This is a genomic window from Ruegeria sp. G5, assembly GCF_056533365.1.
The window spans coordinates 99,101-118,722 of the sequence record NZ_JBQFOK010000001.1; the positions used below are offsets into that span (position 1 = coordinate 99,101).

Annotated in this window: 19 protein-coding genes; 10 read left to right on the forward strand and 9 right to left on the reverse strand. The window is 55.4% G+C overall.

The window, feature by feature from the left end:
- Genes mnmG through ACR0BD_RS00505 form a run of 4 tightly spaced genes read left to right on the forward strand, consistent with a single transcriptional unit; the run spans position 1 to position 4,189 of the window.
- On the forward strand, positions 1–1,869 hold the full coding sequence (mnmG, locus tag ACR0BD_RS00490) for a tRNA uridine-5-carboxymethylaminomethyl(34) synthesis enzyme MnmG (RefSeq protein ID WP_480828324.1): 1,869 nt from the start codon (positions 1–3) through the stop codon (positions 1,867–1,869).
- The gene (gene rsmG / locus ACR0BD_RS00495; protein WP_480828325.1) at positions 1,866–2,480 is read left to right on the forward strand and encodes a 16S rRNA (guanine(527)-N(7))-methyltransferase RsmG; all 615 of its coding nucleotides are present in this window, start codon (positions 1,866–1,868) and stop codon (positions 2,478–2,480) included. The genes mnmG and rsmG overlap by 4 nt, the downstream gene beginning before the upstream one ends.
- On the forward strand, positions 2,473–3,276 hold the full coding sequence (locus ACR0BD_RS00500; protein ID WP_480699382.1) for a ParA family protein: 804 nt from the start codon (positions 2,473–2,475) through the stop codon (positions 3,274–3,276). The genes rsmG and ACR0BD_RS00500 overlap by 8 nt, the downstream gene beginning before the upstream one ends.
- Positions 3,277–3,295: 19 nt before the next feature.
- Positions 3,296–4,189 (forward strand): ParB/RepB/Spo0J family partition protein, encoded by an 894-nt coding sequence (locus ACR0BD_RS00505; protein WP_480699380.1) that lies wholly within the window; start codon positions 3,296–3,298, stop codon positions 4,187–4,189.
- On the opposite strand, the gene ACR0BD_RS00510 is transcribed toward ACR0BD_RS00505, so the two are convergent.
- The 4 genes from ACR0BD_RS00510 to rph are packed head-to-tail and all read right to left on the reverse strand — an operon-like array spanning position 4,179 to position 7,002.
- Entirely contained in the window at positions 4,179–4,532 is a 354-nt protein-coding gene (locus ACR0BD_RS00510) for a YbaN family protein (protein ID WP_480699378.1), read from the reverse strand. The genes ACR0BD_RS00505 and ACR0BD_RS00510 overlap by 11 nt on opposite strands.
- A 1-nt stretch (position 4,533) precedes the next feature.
- Positions 4,534–5,688, reverse strand: a complete 1,155-nt coding sequence (hemW, locus tag ACR0BD_RS00515; protein WP_480828326.1) for a radical SAM family heme chaperone HemW — start codon at positions 5,686–5,688, stop codon at positions 4,534–4,536.
- Positions 5,678–6,292, reverse strand: a complete 615-nt coding sequence (rdgB, locus tag ACR0BD_RS00520; RefSeq protein ID WP_480828327.1) for an RdgB/HAM1 family non-canonical purine NTP pyrophosphatase — start codon at positions 6,290–6,292, stop codon at positions 5,678–5,680. The genes hemW and rdgB overlap by 11 nt, the downstream gene beginning before the upstream one ends.
- A complete protein-coding gene (gene rph, locus ACR0BD_RS00525) occupies positions 6,289–7,002 on the reverse strand; it encodes a ribonuclease PH (RefSeq protein ID WP_480828328.1) in 714 nt (237 codons plus the stop codon). The genes rdgB and rph overlap by 4 nt, the downstream gene beginning before the upstream one ends.
- A gap of 112 nt (positions 7,003–7,114) precedes the next feature.
- Between rph and hrcA the strand changes: the two genes are divergently transcribed.
- The gene (gene hrcA / locus ACR0BD_RS00530; protein ID WP_480699370.1) at positions 7,115–8,179 is read left to right on the forward strand and encodes a heat-inducible transcriptional repressor HrcA; all 1,065 of its coding nucleotides are present in this window, start codon (positions 7,115–7,117) and stop codon (positions 8,177–8,179) included.
- A gap of 10 nt (positions 8,180–8,189) precedes the next feature.
- Positions 8,190–8,753, forward strand: a complete 564-nt coding sequence (locus ACR0BD_RS00535) for a nucleotide exchange factor GrpE (protein WP_480699368.1) — start codon at positions 8,190–8,192, stop codon at positions 8,751–8,753.
- Positions 8,754–8,781: 28 nt separating this feature from the next.
- Here ACR0BD_RS00535 and mutS read toward each other — a convergent pair whose 3' ends face one another.
- A complete protein-coding gene (mutS, locus tag ACR0BD_RS00540; RefSeq protein ID WP_480828806.1) occupies positions 8,782–11,397 on the reverse strand; it encodes a DNA mismatch repair protein MutS in 2,616 nt (871 codons plus the stop codon).
- Positions 11,398–11,555: 158 nt separating this feature from the next.
- Between mutS and ACR0BD_RS00545 the strand changes: the two genes are divergently transcribed.
- Positions 11,556–13,820 (forward strand): NADP-dependent malic enzyme, encoded by a 2,265-nt coding sequence (locus ACR0BD_RS00545; RefSeq protein WP_480828329.1) that lies wholly within the window; start codon positions 11,556–11,558, stop codon positions 13,818–13,820.
- Positions 13,817–14,686, forward strand: coding sequence for a ribokinase (locus ACR0BD_RS00550; protein ID WP_480828330.1), 870 nt, complete (start codon positions 13,817–13,819; stop codon positions 14,684–14,686). The genes ACR0BD_RS00545 and ACR0BD_RS00550 overlap by 4 nt, the downstream gene beginning before the upstream one ends.
- Here ACR0BD_RS00550 and msrA read toward each other — a convergent pair.
- The 3 genes from msrA to ACR0BD_RS00565 form a co-directional block, all read right to left on the reverse strand.
- On the reverse strand, positions 14,683–15,354 hold the full coding sequence (msrA, locus tag ACR0BD_RS00555) for a peptide-methionine (S)-S-oxide reductase MsrA (protein ID WP_480828331.1): 672 nt from the start codon (positions 15,352–15,354) through the stop codon (positions 14,683–14,685). The two genes, ACR0BD_RS00550 and msrA, sit on opposite strands and share 4 nt — an antisense overlap.
- Positions 15,355–15,442: 88 nt before the next feature.
- Entirely contained in the window at positions 15,443–15,724 is a 282-nt protein-coding gene (locus ACR0BD_RS00560; RefSeq protein ID WP_480699360.1) for an SCP2 sterol-binding domain-containing protein, read from the reverse strand.
- 142 nt (positions 15,725–15,866) lie between these two features.
- The gene (locus ACR0BD_RS00565; protein WP_480828332.1) at positions 15,867–17,093 is read right to left on the reverse strand and encodes an argininosuccinate synthase; all 1,227 of its coding nucleotides are present in this window, start codon (positions 17,091–17,093) and stop codon (positions 15,867–15,869) included.
- Positions 17,094–17,270: 177 nt separating this feature from the next.
- Here ACR0BD_RS00565 and ACR0BD_RS00570 point away from each other — a divergent pair, with 177 nt between their 5' ends.
- The gene (locus ACR0BD_RS00570; protein WP_480828333.1) at positions 17,271–17,996 is read left to right on the forward strand and encodes a hypothetical protein; all 726 of its coding nucleotides are present in this window, start codon (positions 17,271–17,273) and stop codon (positions 17,994–17,996) included.
- Positions 17,997–18,055: 59 nt separating this feature from the next.
- A complete protein-coding gene (ilvA, locus tag ACR0BD_RS00575) occupies positions 18,056–19,282 on the forward strand; it encodes a threonine ammonia-lyase IlvA (protein WP_480699354.1) in 1,227 nt (408 codons plus the stop codon).
- Here the strand turns inward: ilvA and ACR0BD_RS00580 are convergent.
- Positions 19,279–19,608, reverse strand: coding sequence for an Hpt domain-containing protein (locus ACR0BD_RS00580; RefSeq protein ID WP_480699352.1), 330 nt, complete (start codon positions 19,606–19,608; stop codon positions 19,279–19,281). The two genes, ilvA and ACR0BD_RS00580, sit on opposite strands and share 4 nt — an antisense overlap.
- Between the last annotated feature and the right edge of the window lie 14 nt (positions 19,609–19,622).

A 19,622-nucleotide genomic window follows, 5' to 3' on the forward strand; every position in this document is an offset into this window, starting at 1 on the left:
GTGAAACATTCGGAATTCGATGTCATTGTTATTGGCGCTGGTCACGCTGGGACCGAAGCAGCACATGCATCTGCGCGCATGGGCGCAAAGACTGCGCTGGTTACATTGTCTGCTTCAGATATCGGAGTGATGTCATGCAACCCAGCCATTGGTGGGCTGGGTAAGGGGCATCTGGTACGTGAGATCGATGCGCTGGATGGCGTAATGGGCCGTGTCGCTGATGCGGCAGGTATCCAATTTCGACTGCTGAATCGCCGTAAAGGTCCGGCTGTACAAGGCCCAAGAACCCAAGCAGATCGTGCGCTGTACCGTGCTGCGATGCAAAAGGAAACTCAGGCTCAGACTGGTTTGGAAGTAATCGTCGGAGAAGTTGTAGACTTCCTGATGTCCGGATCCAAAGTGATAGGTATTAAGCTGGCGGATGAATCCGAGCTCCACTGCAGCGCGGTTATTCTGACGTCCGGAACCTTTCTTCGTGGTGTCATCCACATCGGCGATGTTGCGCGTCCAGGCGGCCGAATGGGGGACCGGCCTTCTGTCAAACTTGCGGAGAGGTTGGACAGTTTCCAGCTACCTTTAGGTCGTCTGAAAACAGGAACCCCCCCCAGGTTGGACGGTCGCACAATAGACTGGTCAGATCTGGAAAAACAGGACGGAGACGATGTTCCAACACTGTTTTCGTTCATGTCTACATCAGTCGTGGCTCCGCAGATTTCATGCGGGATCACCCATACAAACGCGCGAACACATGAGATTATTGAAAAGAATCTGTCTCGATCAGCTATGTATGGCGGCCATATTGATGGCGTGGGACCAAGATATTGCCCGTCGATCGAAGATAAGGTTGTAAGATTTGCTGATAAGGAGTCCCACCAGATCTTCCTTGAGCCCGAGGGGGTAAACGATAATACGATTTACCCGAATGGTATTTCGACATCTTTACCCCAAGACGTTCAGAAAGAGTATGTCCAGTCCATAAAAGGGCTTGAGAATGCAGAGATACTGCAACCGGGATATGCTATTGAGTACGACTACGTCGATCCGCGAGTTCTGAGTTCATCTTTGGCCTTGCCGGATGTTCCGGGACTTTACCTTGCAGGGCAGATTAACGGGACAACAGGATATGAAGAAGCAGCAGCGCAGGGCCTCGTTGCGGGTTTGAATGCCGCTCTGGCTGTATCGGGTCGAGATCCGATCCATTTTACACGATCAGATAGCTATATTGGTGTCATGATTGACGATCTGACGACCCGCGGCGTGGCTGAGCCGTATCGGATGTTTACATCCAGGGCAGAGTTCCGTCTTTCATTGCGTGCAGATAACGCTGACCAACGCCTGACGCCGGTTGGACTGGATATCGGATGTGTCGGTCCCAAGAGAGAATTGGCATTCACAAGAAAGATGGAGAAACTTTCTTCTGCGAAAGCCTTGTTAACTGAGAATACCTATACACCAAAAGAGGTTCGCTCAGCTGGTATAAACGTGAACCAGGACGGAAACAGACGAGACGGAATGGCAGTTCTTGCATTTCCAGACGTGACTTTTGAGGATGTAATTCCATTGGTTCCCGAATTGGAGCAGGTAGATCAGAACATCCGTCAGCAGATCGAACGAGACGCGCTTTATGCCAACTACATCGAAAGACAGAAAAAAGATGTAGAAGCGATGAAGCGGGATGAAGCCTATGAAATACCAAATGACTTCGATTTCTTTGCGTTGGAAGGATTGTCGTCGGAAATGAAGCAAAAGCTGTCAAAAGCTCGGCCTGAAAACATTGCACAGGCCGGACGCGTAGAGGGTGTAACGCCTGCCGCTTTGACTTTGGTTCTCGCGAAGCTTCGTCGCGATCAACGAGTACGGAAAGCATGAGCGAAGGTGTTCTAGCTGAGTTAAATGTTTCACGTGAAACATCTGAGCGGTTGCAGACCTATGTTGAGTTGGTGAATCGCTGGAACCCAAAGATAAATCTTGTTTCCAGAAATAGTTTAAAAGACATCTGGAGCCGGCATATTAATGATTCCGTTCAGGTCTATCGATGCGTAGACCATTTTGAAAACTGGGTGGACTTAGGCAGCGGTGGCGGTTTCCCGGGTATGGTTTGTGCGATAATCGCCGCTATTGAAAACCCTGAGGCAAAGTTTGTTTTTGTGGAAAGTGACCAAAGGAAGGCTGCTTTTCTAAGAAACGTAGCTCGGGAGTGTGGTGCAAACTGCAGTATTCTCGCAAAGCGCATCGAAGCTGTAGAGCCGTTGAATGCGCAAGTGCTATCGGCCCGTGCTTTGGCGGATTTGAAAACGCTATTTTCTTTTTGTGACAGACATTTAAGCCCAACCGGGGTGGCATTGTTGCCGAAAGGCGCAAACTGGAAAAAAGAAGTTGAAGACGCTCGCCAAGAATGGAAATTCGATGCTGAGGAGATTACAAGTTTAACTGAACCCCAAGCCGTTATCCTTAAGATCAAAGGAGTATCTCGTGGTTGATCTGTCTCGTCCAGCCGGGCCCCGGATTATTGCGGTAGCCAACCAAAAGGGCGGGGTTGGAAAGACGACGACGGCGATCAATCTGGCGGCGGGATTGGCAGAGGCTGGTTGCAATGTGCTGGTGGTTGATCTTGACCCGCAGGGAAACGCTTCGACAGGTCTAGGGGTCGAAGATCGGGATTGGACAACATACGACTTGATTCTGGATGACGCCCCATTGGAAGCCGTGGTTCAGGAAACAGAAATCGGTGGCTTGTTCGTGATCCCGGCGACTGTTGACCTTAGCTCAGCTGACATTGAGCTGATATCCAACGAAAAACGGAGCTATTTGTTGCATGATGCCTTGCGACAAACCGCAATCGACAAGTTCGAGTTGGATTTTGTGCTGATTGATTGCCCTCCATCGCTCAACCTTCTAACGGTAAACGCCATGGTTGCGGCTCATTCTGTGCTAGTCCCACTGCAAAGTGAGTTTTTTGCGTTGGAGGGTTTGTCCCAGCTGATGCTGACGATCCGAGAGGTTCGTCAGACCGCAAATCCAGACCTGAGAATCGAAGGTGTTGTGTTGACCATGTATGACAACCGCAACAACTTGTCCCGCCAGGTCGAAAAAGACGCGCGTGACAATCTGGGTGAGATGGTATTTAAAACCAAGATACCCAGGAATGTGCGGGTAAGCGAAGCTCCGTCTTATGCGTTGCCTGTGCTGCAATATGATTCCGGGTCTCTGGGGGCGATGGCATATCGGCATTTGGCACGAGAAGTCATCCATAAAAACAAAAAAGCCGCCGCCTGAGCGGTAGGAGGAGGGCAACTTGGCCGCCAAAAAAGCAAAACCCCGTGGTCTGGGACGTGGTTTGTCTGCCCTGATGGCGGATGTGACTCAGGACACCGAAGTCCGCTCTCCGATTGAACCACGGCGACCCGATATGACGGTGCCGATTGAAAAGCTGCATGCCAACCCCAATCAGCCACGCAGAACGTTTTCACGGGAACAGCTGGATGAACTTGCATCCTCGGTCAAAGAGAAGGGGATTATCCAGCCTCTGATTGTTCGCGAGATTTCGGAAGGCGATTATGAGATCGTTGCAGGGGAACGCCGTTGGCGGGCCGCTCAGATGGCCCAGCTCCACGACATACCGGTTATTGTTCGTGATTTTGACGATACCGAGGTTCTGGAAGTCGCAATCATTGAAAATATCCAACGCGCTGACCTGAATGCGGTAGAAGAGGCGGCGGGTTACAAGCAGCTTATGGATCGCTTTGGACATACCCAGGAAAAGCTGGCCGAGGCACTAGGGAAAAGCCGCAGTCACATCGCCAACCTTTTGCGGTTGTTGTCTTTGCCTTTGGATGTTCAGAAGTTGGTAATCGAAGGGAAGCTTTCGGCGGGTCACGCCCGGGCGCTTATTACCGCCGAAGATCCGTCTGAGCTGGCAAAAATTGTCGTGCGCGACGGGCTTTCTGTGCGTGCCACTGAGGCTTTGGTCAAGAAGCAGAACGAAGATCCTGTAAAATCGGTACCTAAGTCACGAAATCTGGATGCGGGTAAAGATGCAGATACAAGGGCTTTGGAAAAGGACTTGTCCGCCATTTTGGCGATGAAGGTGACGATTAATCATAAGGCTGGGACCGAAACAGGGCAGGTGGTCCTGACCTATGAAAACCTCGATCAGCTGGATGATCTCTGTGCTAAACTCAGCCGTTAGGACGGGACCAGATAAAGATCAGAACGCCGCCCAACACCACGGCCTGAATAAGCAGAACGTAAGTCGGGACGGCAATTAATATAGAAATCCCAAAGACAGCGGCAATCGAAACGGTTGCTGCTTTTTTTGCGGCCGGACGAATTGCACCCGATCTTTGCCAATCCAGTATCATCGGGCCGAACACACGATGTGTCATCAGCCAGTTGTGTAACCGAGAGGATGAACGCGCAAAGAAAAAAGCAGCCAGCAAAAGAAAAGGAACGGTGGGCAGCAGCGGCAAAACGATTCCGACGAACGCAAGCGCCACACAGATCAATCCCAAAGCGGCCCAAATATACTGCATTCTACACCAACAATTCCCGGATCACGGCATTTAAGACGGCCCGGCCATCTGTCGTAGCAACTAAGCGTCCGTTTGCGTGTTCGATCATTCCAAGCTCTGACAGGTTTTCCAGCTTATCTAACGCTATCGGGTGCAGAGATAATTGGTTGAATCTGTCTATATCTAGGCCTTCTACTAAACGAAGACACATCATAAGGTACTCATTGGCCTGATCCTGGGATGATAGTGGTGCCCTTTCTTTCTCACCGGATCCATTGGAGGCAGCATTTAGCCATGCGTTCGGCGACAGATAGGTTTCAGTCGCGAATTTCTGCCCCTGAATGGTGATGCGACCATGCGCACCTGGACCAATTCCGACGTAATCGCCATAGCGCCAATAGATTTGGTTATGCTGCGACTCCGCGCCAGGACGAGCGTGGTTGGATACCTCATACGCCGGCAGGCCATGTGCGTCGCAGATTTCCTGGGTTGCCAAATACATGTCTGCGGCGTGGTCATCCTCGGGTAGTCCTCGCAGTTTACCGACGGCATAGCGGTCACCAAAGGCGGTGCCTTCTTCGATGGTCAGTTGGTAGAGTGAGAGATGGTCCACCGCCATTGACAAGGCTTCGGTCAGTTCGGCGCGCCATGCCTCTCGCGTCTGGTACTGGCGCGCGTAAATCATGTCGAAACTCACTCGATCAAAACAGGAGCGAGCGATGTCGAACGCGGCGCGTGCTTCCGCGACGGTATGAATGCGACCTAAACGGCGCAGGTCTTCGTCATTCAGCGCCTGCACGCCCATGGAGATTCGGTTGACCCCGGCATCGCGATAGGCGGCGAAGCGTCCGGCCTCGACCGAGCCGGGATTGGCCTCAAGCGTGATTTCCATGTCATTGGCGGGCCGCCACAGTGCCCGAGCCTCATCAATCACGGCGGAAACGGTTTCAGGGTCCATTAAAGACGGGGTGCCACCGCCAAAGAAGATCGTGTTCAACACGCGATCCGGTGTTTCCGCGGCTGAGCGGCGCAATTCGCTCAGATAAGCGTTAAGCCATTGTTTTTGATTGATATTACGAGAAACATGGCTGTTGAAGTCGCAATAAGGGCATTTGGCCTCGCAAAAGGGCCAATGCACGTACAGGCCAAAGCCCCCGTTGCGCCAATCATCCGCCAAAGCAGCCCTTCACGAACATCTCCACCGCACGACCGCGATGGCTGATCTTGTTCTTTTCCCAGCGATCCATTTCCGCAAAGGTAATGTCATAGCCGTCGGGGACAAACATTGGGTCATAGCCAAACCCGCCTTCGCCGCGAATGGGCCAGACCAGATGGCCGGGGGCGATGCCCTCGAACACTTCGTCATGACCGTCGGGCCATGCCAGAACCAGCGTGCTGCGGAATTGTGCGGTGCGGGGGTGGGGGGCGTTTTTCGCCTCAAGCTCATCATGGGCGCGGGTCATCGCCATCAGGAAATCGCGGCCATTTCCGGTTTCGGCCCAATCGGCAGTGTAAACACCCGGCGCGCCGTCCAGCGCATCGATGGTGATCCCGGAATCGTCCGACAGGGCAGGCAGGCCGGTCGCCTTGGCCGCAGCATGCGCCTTGATCCGGGCGTTGCCGACAAAGGTATCCTCGGTCTCTTCCGGTTCGGGCAGGTTCATTTCGCCCGCGCCAATCACGGTCACACCAAAGGGCTCAAGCAGATGCGCCATCTCCTCAAGCTTGCCTTTGTTATGCGTGGCGACCAGCAGCCTGTCGCTGTCGAACTTGCGGGTCATGCGGTGGCGGCCTTTTGCGCGGCGGCCAGTTCACCCACGCCTTTTTCGGCCAGATCCATCAGCTGATCCATCTGCGCGCGACTAAAGACCGAGCCTTCGGCGCTCATCTGCACTTCGATCAGTTTGCCGGAACCGGTCATGATGAAGTTGCCATCTACTCCGGCCTCACTATCCTCGGGGTAATCCAGATCCAGCACTGGCTGACCGGCGTAGATGCCGCAGGACACGGCAGCCACCGGATCGACCAGAGGATCGGAAATCACATCGCCCGTTTTCATCAGCTTGTTCACCGCCAGACGCAGCGCGACCCAACCGCCGGTGATCGAGGCGCAGCGGGTTCCGCCATCGGCCTGAATCACATCGCAGTCGACGGTGATCTGACGTTCACCCAAGGCAACGCGGTCGACACCGGCGCGCAGGGCGCGGCCGATTAGGCGCTGGATCTCCACGGTGCGACCACCTTGCTTGCCCGAGGCCGCCTCACGCCGCATCCGGGTGTTGGTTGCACGGGGAAGCATGCCGTATTCGGCGGTGACCCAACCCAGGCCTGAGCCCTTGATGAAGGGCGGCACGCGATCCTCGATCGTGGCGGTGCACAGCACATGGGTGTCGCCTATCTTGATCAGGCAGGAACCTTCGGCATGTTTGGTGAAACCTGTCTCGATGGAAACAGCGCGCATTTCGTCTAGATTACGTCCTGAGGGTCGCATGGAAATTCCTTTGTTTGCTGGGTTGGGGATAACGTCCCACGGCGTTACGATGCAACCCCGATTGACCTTTCATTTACCTGCGATTTAATGACGAACCAGCAGGGGACCGCGGATGAGCGAAGCAAGCAAAATTCTGAATGAGATGAACGACCGGTCACGTGAGGTGTTCCGGCTGATCGTCGAAAGCTATTTGGAAAGCGGTGAGCCGGTTGGAAGCCGTACTCTGACACGGACGTTGTCCGAAAAAGTCAGCGCGGCAACCGTTCGCAACGTGATGCAGGATCTTGAATTTCTGGGATTGCTCGACAGCCCGCATGTCAGTGCCGGTCGAATTCCGACGCAGCAAGGCTTGCGGATGTTTGTCGACGGATTGCTCGAAGTCGGGGATTTGGGACCCGCCGACAGACAGAAATTAGATGAGACTTTAGGCTCTAACGCTGGGGATGTTGGCGGAATGCTGGATCGGGTTGGATCCGCTTTGTCACACGTGACACAAGGCGCGTCGCTTGTTCTGACCCCCAAACATGAAGCGGAAATCAAACATATCGAGTTCGTCTCGTTAGGCCATGACCGGGCTTTGGTGGTTTTGGTGTTTTCTGACGGCCACGTAGAGAACCGGTTGTTTACGCCACCGCCCGGACAGACGCCCAGTTCGATGCGAGAGGCTGCGAACTTTTTGAATGCGTTGATCGAGGGACGCACGATCAGTGAGGTGCGCCGCCAGATGCTGTCTCAGATCGACGCGCGTAAACAGGAAATTGATACGCTTGCACGCGCAATGGTGGAAAGCGGGATTGCTGCATGGGACGGGGACGCTGGCGACTCGGCCCGGTTGATTGTGCGCGGGCGGGCGAATCTCTTGGCGGATTCGGGCGAGGCGGAAGAGCTGGATCGTATTCGGGTCCTGTTTGACGATCTCGAGCGCAAGCGTGATATTGCCGAATTTCTGGAATTGACCGAAGAAGGTGAAGGCGTTCGCATTTTTATTGGTTCTGAGAACAAACTTTTCTCACTTTCGGGTTCCTCTTTGGTGGTGTCTCCATATATGAACGCTGATCGAAAGATAATTGGTGCGGTCGGGGTCATTGGACCTACGCGTCTTAACTATGGACGGATCGTGCCTATCGTGGATTATACGGCGCAACTGGTCGGCAAGCTGATATCCGACCGGAGCTAGAGGGTAAAAGATGGCAGAGCCCAAGAACGAAGATTTTCTAGACGATATCGCAACCGCCGAGGCCGAGGAACTGGCCGAGGAATTCGCTGAAATAAGCGAAGAAGCGTTGGAAATTGATGCCTTGCGCGCGGAACGGGACGATTTCAAAGACAAATTCATGCGTGCATTGGCTGACGCCGAAAACGCGCGCAAGCGTGGCGACAAGGCGCGTCGCGATGCGGAACAATACGGTGGGTCGAAACTGGCCCGTGACATGCTGCCGGTTTACGACAACATGAAACGCGCGCTTGAGGCTGCGACCGACGAGCAGAAAGAAGTTGCTGCCGGTTTGCTGGAAGGTGTTGAACTGACCATGCGTGCGCTGAAGGATGTCTTTCAGAAACACGGGATCGAGGTAATCACGCCCGAAGTGGGCGATCGGTTTGATCCCAACATTCACGAAGCGATGTTCGAGGCACCGGTTCCGGGGACCCGTGCAGGCGATATCATTCAGGTTTCAGCCGAAGGATTCATGCTGCACGATCGTCTGCTGCGTCCGGCGCAAGTTGGCGTGTCGTCGACCCCTGCCAGCTAATCGAACCTTTTTGACAATCACGAGGCGGTCAGGATTTGGCCGCCTCTTTTAGTTTGTAAATCAGGTCCAGCGCCGCGCGTGGCGTTAACTCATCTGGTAAAATGTCATCCAGCATATCTGTGACGGGCGAGTTTTTCGGCGCAGGCGGCGGTGGCGGAGGAGCGGCAGAGAATAACGGCAAATCGTCGATCAGGGCCTTTTGCTTGCCGCCTTCGCGCTCGGTCTTTTCCAACTGATCCAGCACAACACGCGCCCGCGCGACAACTGATGCGGGCAAACCAGCAAGTTGAGCAACCTGCACGCCATAGGACCGATCCGCAGCACCTTTGTGGACTTCGTGCAAAAAGATGACTTCGCCTTCCCATTCCTTGACGGCCACCGTGGCGTTGTCCACGCCTTTCAAGTTTCCGGCAAGCGCTGTCAGTTCATGGTAGTGCGTTGCAAACAGGGCCCGGCATTGATTGGCTGCATGCAGGTGTTCCAAAGTGGCCCAGGCGATCGAAAGGCCATCATAGGTGGCAGTTCCGCGCCCAATTTCATCAAGGATGACCAGCGCACGTTCATCTGCCTGATTTAGAATTGCGGCGGTCTCCACCATTTCGACCATAAAGGTTGACCGACCGCGTGCCAGATCGTCCGATGCGCCGACACGGCTGAACAATTGGCTCACAACGCCGATATGTGCCCGCTCTGCCGGAACGTAACTCCCCATTTGAGCCAATAGTGCGATTAAGGCGTTTTGTCGCAAAAAGGTCGATTTACCTGCCATATTGGGACCGGTCAGCAACCAGATGGCGGCCCCGTCCTCCGCGCTAAGGTCACAGTCATTAGCTATGAATGCGTCACCTCCTTGTTGGCGAAGCGCGTGTTCCACGACCGGATGGCGACCGCCTCGCACGTCGAAGGCGCGTGACGTGTCAACCTGTGGGCGGCCCCAGTTTTCGCCGCGGGCAAGATCGGCCAGCGCAGTCGTCAGGTCCAGCTCGGCCAACCCGCGTGCCGCTTGGTTGAGACGGGCGGCGAGGGAAAGAATTTCGTCAGAAAGCCTTTGATAGAGCCGCTTTTCAATCTCAAGCGCCAGATTGCCAGCGTTCAGAATGCGCGTCTCGATCTCGGACAGTTCGACTGTGGTGAACCGTACCTGATTGGCAGTGGTCTGACGGTGGATATAGGTTTCGCTGAACGGCGGGTTGAGCATTTTTTCGGCATGAGTGGCCGTGGTTTCGATGAAATAACCCAGCACATTGTTGTGCTTGATCTTCAGCGAAGTGATACCGGTGTGTTCCGCGTATTTCTGTTGGAATCCCGCGATGACGGATCGGCCTTCGTCACGCAGGGTGCGCGCCTCATCCAGTTCCGCATCGAATCCCGGTGCGATAAACCCGCCGTCACGCGCCAGAAGCGGTGGCTCTGCAATCAGTGCTTCGTCCAGCAGATTGAGCAAATCATCAAACCCGACGAGGTTTTGTAGTGCAGTGGCCAACAGAACTGGAAGGTCCTGGCCCTCGCAAAGCTCGGCGATCGCGTTGACTTGGGTCAAGCCATTGCGGATTGCGGCCAGATCACGGGGACCGCCGCGTTCTAGAGACAGACGGGACAAAGCCCGGTCCAGGTCCGGAGTCTTGCGCAGGGATTCGCGCAGATCGGACGCGATCAGGCTATCCTCGGCTGCAAAACTTACTGCATCCAACCGGGCGTGAATGACATCCAGATTGCGCGACGGGCTGGACAAGCGCTGTTCCAAAAGCCGCGCACCACCCGGTGTCACGGTCCGATCCACCACGGACAAAAGCGATCCGGCACGACCGCCAGAAAGCGAGCGCGTCAGTTCAAGATTGCGTCGTGTGGCGGCATCAATCTGCACGACCCGGTCTTCGGATTCCTTCAGTGGAGTTTGCAGTAGGGGCAGTTTCCCTTTCTGTGTGATCTCCAGATAGTCGATCAAAGCACCCATCGCGGACACTTCGGCGCGACCGAAACTGCCAAAAGCATCCAATGCACCCACGTGAAACAAAGCGCAGATGCGTTTTTCCGCGGCCGTGCTGTCAAAACTGGCCCGTCCGATGGGTGTCAGTGAAATGCCAAGATCCCGGACCGGTTCGTTCAATGTGTCTTGCGCGCCGTCTGCAACGATTAATTCGGATGGTGCCAATCGAGCAAGCTCTGGGCTAAGCCGTACCGACGTCAAAGGCATCACGTGAAACGCGCCGGTTGAAATATCGGCCCAAGCCAAAGCGGCCTCATCCCGGACCTCTGCATAGGCTGCCAGAAAGTTGTGTCTGCGCGCTTCCAGCAGGGCATCTTCGGTCAGGGTACCGGGTGTCACCAATCGCACGACATCCCGCTTTACGACTGATTTAGAGCCTCTTTTCTTGGCTTCGGCCGGGCTTTCCATCTGCTCGCAAACCGCGACACGAAACCCTTTGCGGATGAGGGTCAGCAGGTAACCTTCGGCTGCGTGGACAGGCACGCCGCACATGGGGATATCATTCCCGTTGTGTTTACCGCGTTTGGTCAGGGCGATGTCCAGCGCCTCGGCGGCGTTGACGGCGTCTTCGAAAAACATCTCGTAGAAGTCGCCCATGCGATAGAACAGCAGGGCGTCGGAATGGGCCTCTTTGATCTCGAGATATTGCGCCATCATTGGCGTGACTGTGGACAAGGCTGATCCCTTCTGGCGTATTCCGGGCGACCTTACAAACCCGGCCCCCGCGACGAAAGGTGAAATCTATTGTCGTTGAGACACAGACGGGCCTAGGCTAAGACGCTAAAGCCCGAAGTTGTAAAGAAACGACATATCCCATGCCCAAAACGAAGATCACCAAAGAAGAGGCACTGGCCTTTCACCTGGACCCCACCCCCGGCAAATGGGAGGTGCAGGCCACCGTTCCCATGACCACACAGCGCGACCTGTCGCTGGCCTACAGCCCTGGTGTGGCCGTTCCGTGTGAGGCCATCGCCGAAGCGCCCGAGACGGCCTATGACTATACCAACAAAGGTAACCTGGTGGCCGTAATCTCGAACGGTACGGCTGTTTTGGGGCTTGGCAATCTAGGTGCGCTTGGCGGTAAGCCGGTGATGGAAGGTAAGGCCGTTCTGTTCAAACGTTTTGCCGATGTGAATTCGATCGATATCGAGCTGGATACCGAAGACCCGGATGAATTCTGCCGCGCTGTCAAACTGATGGGTCCGACCTTTGGCGGCATCAATCTGGAAGACATCAAGGCGCCGGAATGCTTCATCATCGAACAGCGCCTTAAGGAAGAGATGGATATCCCCGTCTTCCACGACGATCAGCATGGGACAGCCGTGATCTGCGCAGCAGGATTGCTGAACGCTTTGCATATTTCTGGCAAGAAAATCGAAGACGTCAAAATCGTTCTGAACGGTGCCGGGGCCGCGGGTATCGCCTGTATCGAACTGCTGAAATCCATGGGGGCAAAGCACGAGAACTGCATCGTTTGCGACACCAAGGGCGTTATCTATCAGGGCCGGACCGAGGGCATGAACCAGTGGAAATCGGCCCATGCGATCTCGACTGACCTGCGGACGCTTGAAGACGCGATGAAGGGCGCGGACGTATTTTTGGGCGTGTCGGTCAAAGGGGCCGTGACGCAGGATATGGTCGCTAGCATGGCCGATAACCCTGTGATTTTCGCCATGGCCAACCCCGACCCTGAGATTACCCCGGAAGAGGCGCATGAGGTTCGCGTAGACGCGATCGTGGCCACGGGGCGCAGTGATTATCCAAATCAGGTGAATAACGTTCTGGGCTTCCCCTACCTGTTCCGCGGTGCCTTGGATATCCACGCCCGCGCCATCAATGATGAGATGAAGATCGCCTGTGCCCATGCGCTGGCGCGTCTGGCGCGCGAGGATGTGCCGGATGAGGTCGCAATGGCCTATGGCAAGTCGCTGACATTCGGGCGGGATTACATTATCCCCACGCCCTTCGATCCACGTTTGATTCACCGCATTCCGCCTGCCGTGGCCAAGGCCGGAATGGATACAGGCGCAGCGCGACGCCCCATCATCGACATGGAGGCTTATGAGCTGAGTCTCAAATCCCGTATGGACCCAACGGCTAGCATTCTGCGAGGTCTGAACGCGCGTGCCCGCGCGGCACAAAGCCGAATGATCTTTGCCGAGGGTGATGATCCACGTGTGTTGCGTGCCGCTGTAACCTACCAACGCTCGGGCTTTGGCAAGGCATTGGTTGTGGGTCGCGCCGATGATGTAAAGGCCAAGCTGGAAGAAGCGGGTCTGGGTGACGCTGTGCGCGAGTTGGAGGTTGTGAATGCCGCCAATACAACGCATCTGGAGACCTATTCGAACTTTTTGTATCAGCGCCTGCAACGCAAAGGCTTTGACCGCAAGGACATCCACCGTCTGGCGGCGCGGGACCGGCATGTGTTCTCGGCGTTGATGCTGGCGCACGGACATGGTGACGGCCTTGTGACAGGTGCCACGCGAAAATCAGCGCATGTTCTGGACAGGATCAACCATGTCTTTGACGCCGATGCCGCGCACGGTGCTGCAGGCGTGACTGCGTTGCTTCACAAGGGGCGGATCGTACTTATCGGCGACACGCTTGTGCATGAATGGCCGGATGAGAATGATCTGGCCAATATTGCCGAACGTTCGGCCGCCGTTGCGCGTCATATGGGGCTTGAGCCACGCGTGGCATTTGTCAGCTTTTCGACCTTTGGGTATCCGGTGTCCGAGCGGGCCGAAAAAATGCACCGCGCACCTGCTGTTTTGGATCAGCGTGGCGTTGATTTCGAATACGAAGGCGAAATGACCGTGGATGTTGCGTTGAACGTGGATCAGCAAGCCACTTACCCGTTCCAGCGTCTGACCGGGCCTGCCAACATCCTTATTGTACCCGCGCGCCACTCGGCCTCGATCTCAACCAAATTGATGCAGGAAATGGGTGGCGCGACCGTGATTGGCCCGATCCTGTCTGGGGTCGACAAGCCGATTCAGATCTGCTCGACCGTGTCGACAGCGAATGACATCCTGAACATGGCCATTCTGGCCTCATGCGATATCTCGGGCAAACCATGACAATCTGGAACCTCGGCTCGATCAATGCGGATATGATCTATGACGTTCCGCACCTGCCGGGACCCGGAGAAACCCTTTCGGCCAACCGTCTGGATCGGTTTTTGGGTGGAAAGGGTGCGAATATGTCAGTGGCCGCTGCACGGGCCGGGGGTCAGATTTCGCATATTGGCGCTGTAGGGTCGGATGGACGATGGGCGCGCGATCGGCTGACCGAATATGGTGTCGATACGCGCTATATCTCAGAGGTCGAAATTCCGACAGGACACGCCATTATCGCGGTGGATGCAGAGGGTGAAAACAATATCATCCTGTTTCCCGGTGCGAACCATGTGATCTCAGCCGCGCAGTTGGGGCAGGCGCTGTCATCCGCTTCGCGTGGCGATTTGTTGATGATGCAGAACGAAACCAACCTTCAGGTTGAGGCTGCAAAGATGGGAACGGAACTGGGCCTGACCGTTTGCTATGCTGCGGCCCCGTTTCAGGCCCAGTCCGTTCAGGCGGTCTTGCCTTACCTCGATTTCCTGATCCTGAACGAGGTCGAAGCGGAACAGTTGTTCGAGGCGACCGGACAGAAGGTGGCCGACCTGAACGTCGAGCACATCATTGTCACCATGGGATCGGATGGTGCGCGGTACTTCCATAACCACCAAGCAGCGGATTTCGCGGCCCATAAGGTGCAGGTTGTCGACACAACCGGCGCAGGAGATACTTTCACCGGTTACGTTCTTGCGGGAATGGATCGAGGGATGCCGATGCCGCAAGCGATTTCACAAGCAAACCGTGCCGCGGCTCTGATGGTCACGCGGCACGGTACAGCTGATGTCATCCCCGATTTGAAAGAGGTGCGCGAAGCGCAGTTCGATTAAGATCCGACGAACGGCGCGTCGCTGCCCCACAGCTGTTTGACACGGTCATCACGGCCACAGGCTTTACGGTAAGCTTTGTAGGCGCTGTGCTGACGTTTGGGGCCAAAGCGGGTAAACACCAGCTTGTTCCCCTTGTAGTAATCCTGATGGTATTCGTCCGCAGGGTAGAATGCGTCCTGCTGCAGGATCGGGGTCACTACGGTCTGACCCAAGGCGCGCTGGGCGTTTGCCTTGGCAGCTTCGGCCAGTGCTTTTTCCCCTGCACCAGAGACGAAAATGGCCGTGCGATAGCTGTCACCCCGGTCGCAGAACTGTCCGCCGGCGTCGGTCGGATCGACGGAGCGGAAGAACATGTTCAGCAGGGTTTCACGGGAAACGCGCGCGGGATCAAACGTGATCTGAACCGCCTCATAGTGTCCAGAGCCACCTTTGGAGACCTGATCGTAGGTCGGGTTTGCGACACTGCCTCCGGTAAAGCCCGAAACGGCTCCGATAACGCCGGGAACGGATTCGAAATCGGATTCAACGCACCAGAAACACCCGCCTGCTACGGTCAGGGTTTCGGTTTCGGCTGCCGGGGCCGGTGCGGCACGCAACAAAGCAGCGATGGTGATCAAAGCAAAAAGAAGCGTCGGTTTGACGTAGTCGAGATAAGCGATGCGGGTCATGGCAGGTCTCCTTCTGAGATTAAGCTGCCCTCTCTTTTCGTCCGGTGCAATCGTCTGACATCGTTTGTAACGCGCTGGTGAGACGAGTTTATCCCAGCAGCTGCCCCAGCTTCATCGCGACCCCCATATTTCCCGAAATCTTGAGCTTACCCAACGCAACCCCGGTCATTGGGTTCAGCTTGCCGGTCAGCAGTTTGGTCAGATTGTCTTTTGAAATTCGGATGGTACAGTCGGTGTCCTGATCCTGTGTCGTGGCCTGATTGTCGGCCAGAACAATGACTCCATCTTCGCCGCAATCGAATTTCAGCGACCCGTCAAAGCTTTTGCCGGTCAGGCCTTTTTGAATTCCGTCAGCGATCTCTTGCAACATGATGTCCTCATTCTTCGGTTTGACATGACGTAAAGGTAAACCGATCAGGCGGGCAAGGATGACCCAACTGGAACTGACGTGACAGTGAATGAAAAAACCCCGGCGCGGATGGCCGGGGTTGTATGTCTTGCAAAAGGCTGGGTTATTTTGAAACGCGCTTGTCGCGGGCCGCCAACAGCTTAAGCCGCAGCGCGTTCAATTGGATGAAACCTGCCGCGTCGGTCTGATCATAGGCACCGGCGTCTTCCTCAAAGGTCACGTGTGCCTCGGAATACAGCGAATGTTCTGACCAGCGCCCGACGGTCGAGGCCAGACCTTTATACAGTTTCACACGAACGGTGCCGGTGACGTGTTCCTGCGATTTGTCGATTGCGGCCTGCAGCATCTCACGCTCGGGCGAGTACCAGAAGCCGTTATAGATCAGCTCGGCATATTGCGGCATCAGCTGGTCTTTCAGGTGCATCGCGCCACGGTCCATGGTGATCGACTCGATACCACGGTGCGCCTCCAGCAGGATGGTGCCGCCGGGCGTCTCATAGATGCCGCGCGATTTCATACCGACAAAGCGGCCTTCGACCAGATCGAGACGACCAATGCCGTGCTTGCCGCCATATTCGTTCAGCTTGGTCAGGATGGTTGCGGGGCTCATCGCCTCGCCATTGATGCTGACCGCGTCACCTTTTTCAAAGCCGATCTCGATGAATTCGGGCTGATCAGGCGCATCCTCGGGGTGGACAGTGCGCTGATAGACGTAATCGGGTGCCATATCGGCGGGGTCTTCCAGAACCTTGCCCTCGGACGAGGTGTGCAGCAGGTTCGCATCGACCGAGAACGGAGCCTCACCACGTTTGTCCTTAGCAATCGGGATCTGGTTCTGTTCGGCAAATTCCAACAGCTTGGTACGGCTGGTCAGGTCCCATTCACGCCACGGGGCAATCACCTTGATGTCGGGGTTCAGCGCGTAAGCTGCCAGTTCGAACCGCACCTGATCGTTGCCCTTACCGGTCGCGCCGTGGGCGACTGCATCGGCACCGGTGGCTTCGGCAATCTCTACCAGACGTTTTGAGATCAGCGGGCGCGCGATGGAGGTGCCCAGCAGGTACAGCCCCTCATACTGCGCATTGGCGCGGAACATCGGGAAGACGAAATCGCGGACAAATTCCTCGCGGATATCCTCGATATAAATGTTCTCGGGTTTGATACCCAACAGCTCGGCCTTTTGACGCGCGGGCTCAAGTTCTTCACCCTGACCCAGATCGGCGGTGAAGGTGACGACCTCACAGCCATACTCGGTCTGCAGCCATTTCAGGATGATCGAGGTATCAAGGCCACCGGAATAGGCCAGAACAACTTTCTTGGGCGCGGACATCTGACTTCCCCTTATTCGTAAGACGCTTGGCCCCTAGCGGGTTTTGAACGTGGGGGCAAGTTATCTGCGTTGACCTGAACGCCGAATTAGGATGAAACATTCACATATAAAACAAGGATTGGTTGAAGGGACAGTTTCAAGATGTTGGGTTTGCAGATTTTCACGCATTCCGTGCGAATGGTTTTTGGAAACCTCAAGCAGGTTCTTCAGATTACCTTCGGACCTGCGATGGTTGCGACGGCCGCAATCGTCGCTTTGTTTCTGCTGTTGGACGTACCACTGGATCAGTTGGATGCGGAAACGGGTGAATTGCCGCCCGGTACATCTTATGCGTCGGTGGTTCTTTTTGTCGCCGGTGTGGTGTTTGTCGCGGTGACAACAGTGTTCTGGATCGCTGTTTCATGGCACCGCTTCATTCTGATGGAGGAATACCCCAGCGGTATATTCCCAACGTTCCGATTCGACAGAATTCTGGCCTATCTGGGACGTATTCTGTTGCTGGGTATTCTTATGGCGATTGCCTTTCTTCCCATGGGGTTTGTTGCGGCCGCCCTTGGTGGCGGGGTGCTGGCACTGGCGGTTATGGCGGTGTACGCCATCTTTTTGTTTGTCAGCTTTTACCGCTTGTCCATAATTCTGCCCGCCGCAGCAATTGGCCATCCGTTGTCACTGGGGGATGCCTGGAACAGCACTCAGGGAACCGCAGGAGCAATCTTCGGACTTTTGGTCGTGAACTTCGTGTTCCAGCTTTTGGTGCAACTGGTTTTCACGACACTGGCGTTAATTCCCGTCCTGGGAATTCTGGCAAGCGTGTTCTTTGGAACCCTGGTGCTGCCACTGATCAACGTCAGTATACTGACCACTATGTACGGCGTGTTCATAGAAAAACGTGAACTGACCTGAGCGCCCGTACACATATGTATTCCTTGCCCTTTCAGCAGTGATGGGGCAGGGACTGCGGCATGACCGATTTCATGACCCGTGCCCGCGCCGCCGAACAGGCGATGCGCTCTGTTTTTCCGGCAACGCCGTTGCAGCGGAATGCCCATCTGTCTGATCGCTATGGCGCTGATATCTGGCTCAAGCGCGAGGATCTCAGCCCGGTGCGGTCGTATAAGATACGCGGTGCGTTCAACGCGATGCGTAAACAGCAGGGTCAGGACCTGTTTGTCTGCGCCAGTGCGGGAAATCACGCGCAGGGCGTGGCCTATATGTGCAAGCACCTCAATGTGCGCGGTGTAATTTTCATGCCGGTCACCACGCCGCAGCAGAAAATCCAGAAAACCCGCATCTTCGGCGGCGACAATATCGAGATCCACCTGATCGGCGACTATTTCGACGACACTCTGGCCGCAGCGCAGGATTGGTGCGCTCAGCAGGGCGGCTACTTTTTGTCCCCATTTGACGATGAAGACGTGATTGAGGGGCAGGCATCCTTAGCCGTAGAAATCGAAGAGCAATTGGGAGGGTTGCCCGATCACGTCATCCTTCCGGTAGGTGGAGGCGGCATGTCGTCAGGTGTGGCGACATGGTTTGGGGATCGAACCCATTGTCTGTTTGTCGAACCCAAGGGTGGCGCATGTTTGCATGCGGCTATGGCAGCGGGTCACCCGGTCTCGCTAGATCACGTGGACAACTTTGTCGACGGGGCAGCTGTTGGTCGGATTGGTGCCAAGCCGTTCGAGTTGTTGAAAGGGCGGCACTTATCTGATGTGCATGTTCTGTCCGAGGATCGCATCTGCACAACGATGATCGAGATGCTGAACGTTGAAGGCATCGTGTTAGAGCCTGCTGGCGCGCTGGCTATCGAGGCGCTGGGCGATATTCAAAGCTTTATTCGTGGTAAGACCGTCGTCTGCGTCACGTCCGGCGGCAATTTTGATTTCGAGCGTTTGCCCGAGGTCAAAGAGCGCGCCCAGCGTTATTCCGGGGTCAAGAAATACTTCATTCTGCGCTTGCCGCAGCGACCCGGCGCGCTGAAGGAATTTCTAGGTATTCTCGGCCCCGAGGATGACATCGCGCGGTTTGAGTATATGAAAAAGTCAGCCCGGAATTTCGGCTCGGTCCTGATCGGTATTGAAACCCGCAAGCCCGAGAACTTTGCAAGATTGTTCGCGCATCTGGACGAAGCCGGGTTCACCTATACCGACATCACCGAAGACGAAACGCTGGCGCAGTTTGTGATCTAGACCAGATTCTTTTCAGCCTCGGCGTGAAATTCTGCGCGCGAGGCGTCGTAAGTGGTGAGAATTGCGGCCAGATCAACATCCATTGCACAACCGGCAGCGGCGGCACGCTCTCCGTCTTGGCAGAGTTTGGAAAATTGCTGAAACCCAAGGCTTAGGGCGCTGCCTTTCAGAAAGTGCAGATTCTGTTCCAAATCGATGCGGCCCTTGTCCCTGTTCATGCGCTCAATCACCTCCTGAACTTCTTCCAGAAAGATTTGCACCACCTCGTCAAACTCGCTGGCACCGACTTCGTTCCGCAGCTGTTTGACCCTGCCCCAGTCGATCATGGCGCCCTCTCTTT

Excerpts from the sequence above, each read along its gene's own strand:
- rph (WP_480828328.1), bottom strand. The coding sequence starts at position 7,002 with ATGCGACCCTCAGGACGTAATCTAGACGAAATGCGCGCTGTTTCCATC.
- ilvA (WP_480699354.1), top strand. The coding sequence starts at position 18,056 with ATGACCGATTTCATGACCCGTGCCCGCGCCGCCGAACAGGCGATGCGC.
- ACR0BD_RS00545 (WP_480828329.1), top strand. The coding sequence starts at position 11,556 with ATGCCCAAAACGAAGATCACCAAAGAAGAGGCACTGGCCTTTCACCTG.
- msrA (WP_480828331.1), bottom strand. The coding sequence starts at position 15,354 with ATGACCCGCATCGCTTATCTCGACTACGTCAAACCGACGCTTCTTTTT.
- ACR0BD_RS00510 (WP_480699378.1), bottom strand. The coding sequence starts at position 4,532 with ATGCAGTATATTTGGGCCGCTTTGGGATTGATCTGTGTGGCGCTTGCG.
- hrcA (WP_480699370.1), top strand. The coding sequence starts at position 7,115 with ATGAGCGAAGCAAGCAAAATTCTGAATGAGATGAACGACCGGTCACGT.
- ACR0BD_RS00535 (WP_480699368.1), top strand. The coding sequence starts at position 8,190 with ATGGCAGAGCCCAAGAACGAAGATTTTCTAGACGATATCGCAACCGCC.
- ACR0BD_RS00570 (WP_480828333.1), top strand. The coding sequence starts at position 17,271 with ATGGTTTTTGGAAACCTCAAGCAGGTTCTTCAGATTACCTTCGGACCT.
- rdgB (WP_480828327.1), bottom strand. The coding sequence starts at position 6,292 with ATGACCCGCAAGTTCGACAGCGACAGGCTGCTGGTCGCCACGCATAAC.
- ACR0BD_RS00580 (WP_480699352.1), bottom strand. The coding sequence starts at position 19,608 with ATGATCGACTGGGGCAGGGTCAAACAGCTGCGGAACGAAGTCGGTGCC.
- mutS (WP_480828806.1), bottom strand. The coding sequence starts at position 11,397 with ATGATGGCGCAATATCTCGAGATCAAAGAGGCCCATTCCGACGCCCTG.
- rsmG (WP_480828325.1), top strand. The coding sequence starts at position 1,866 with ATGAGCGAAGGTGTTCTAGCTGAGTTAAATGTTTCACGTGAAACATCT.
- ACR0BD_RS00565 (WP_480828332.1), bottom strand. The coding sequence starts at position 17,093 with ATGTCCGCGCCCAAGAAAGTTGTTCTGGCCTATTCCGGTGGCCTTGAT.
- ACR0BD_RS00560 (WP_480699360.1), bottom strand. The coding sequence starts at position 15,724 with ATGTTGCAAGAGATCGCTGACGGAATTCAAAAAGGCCTGACCGGCAAA.
- ACR0BD_RS00550 (WP_480828330.1), top strand. The coding sequence starts at position 13,817 with ATGACAATCTGGAACCTCGGCTCGATCAATGCGGATATGATCTATGAC.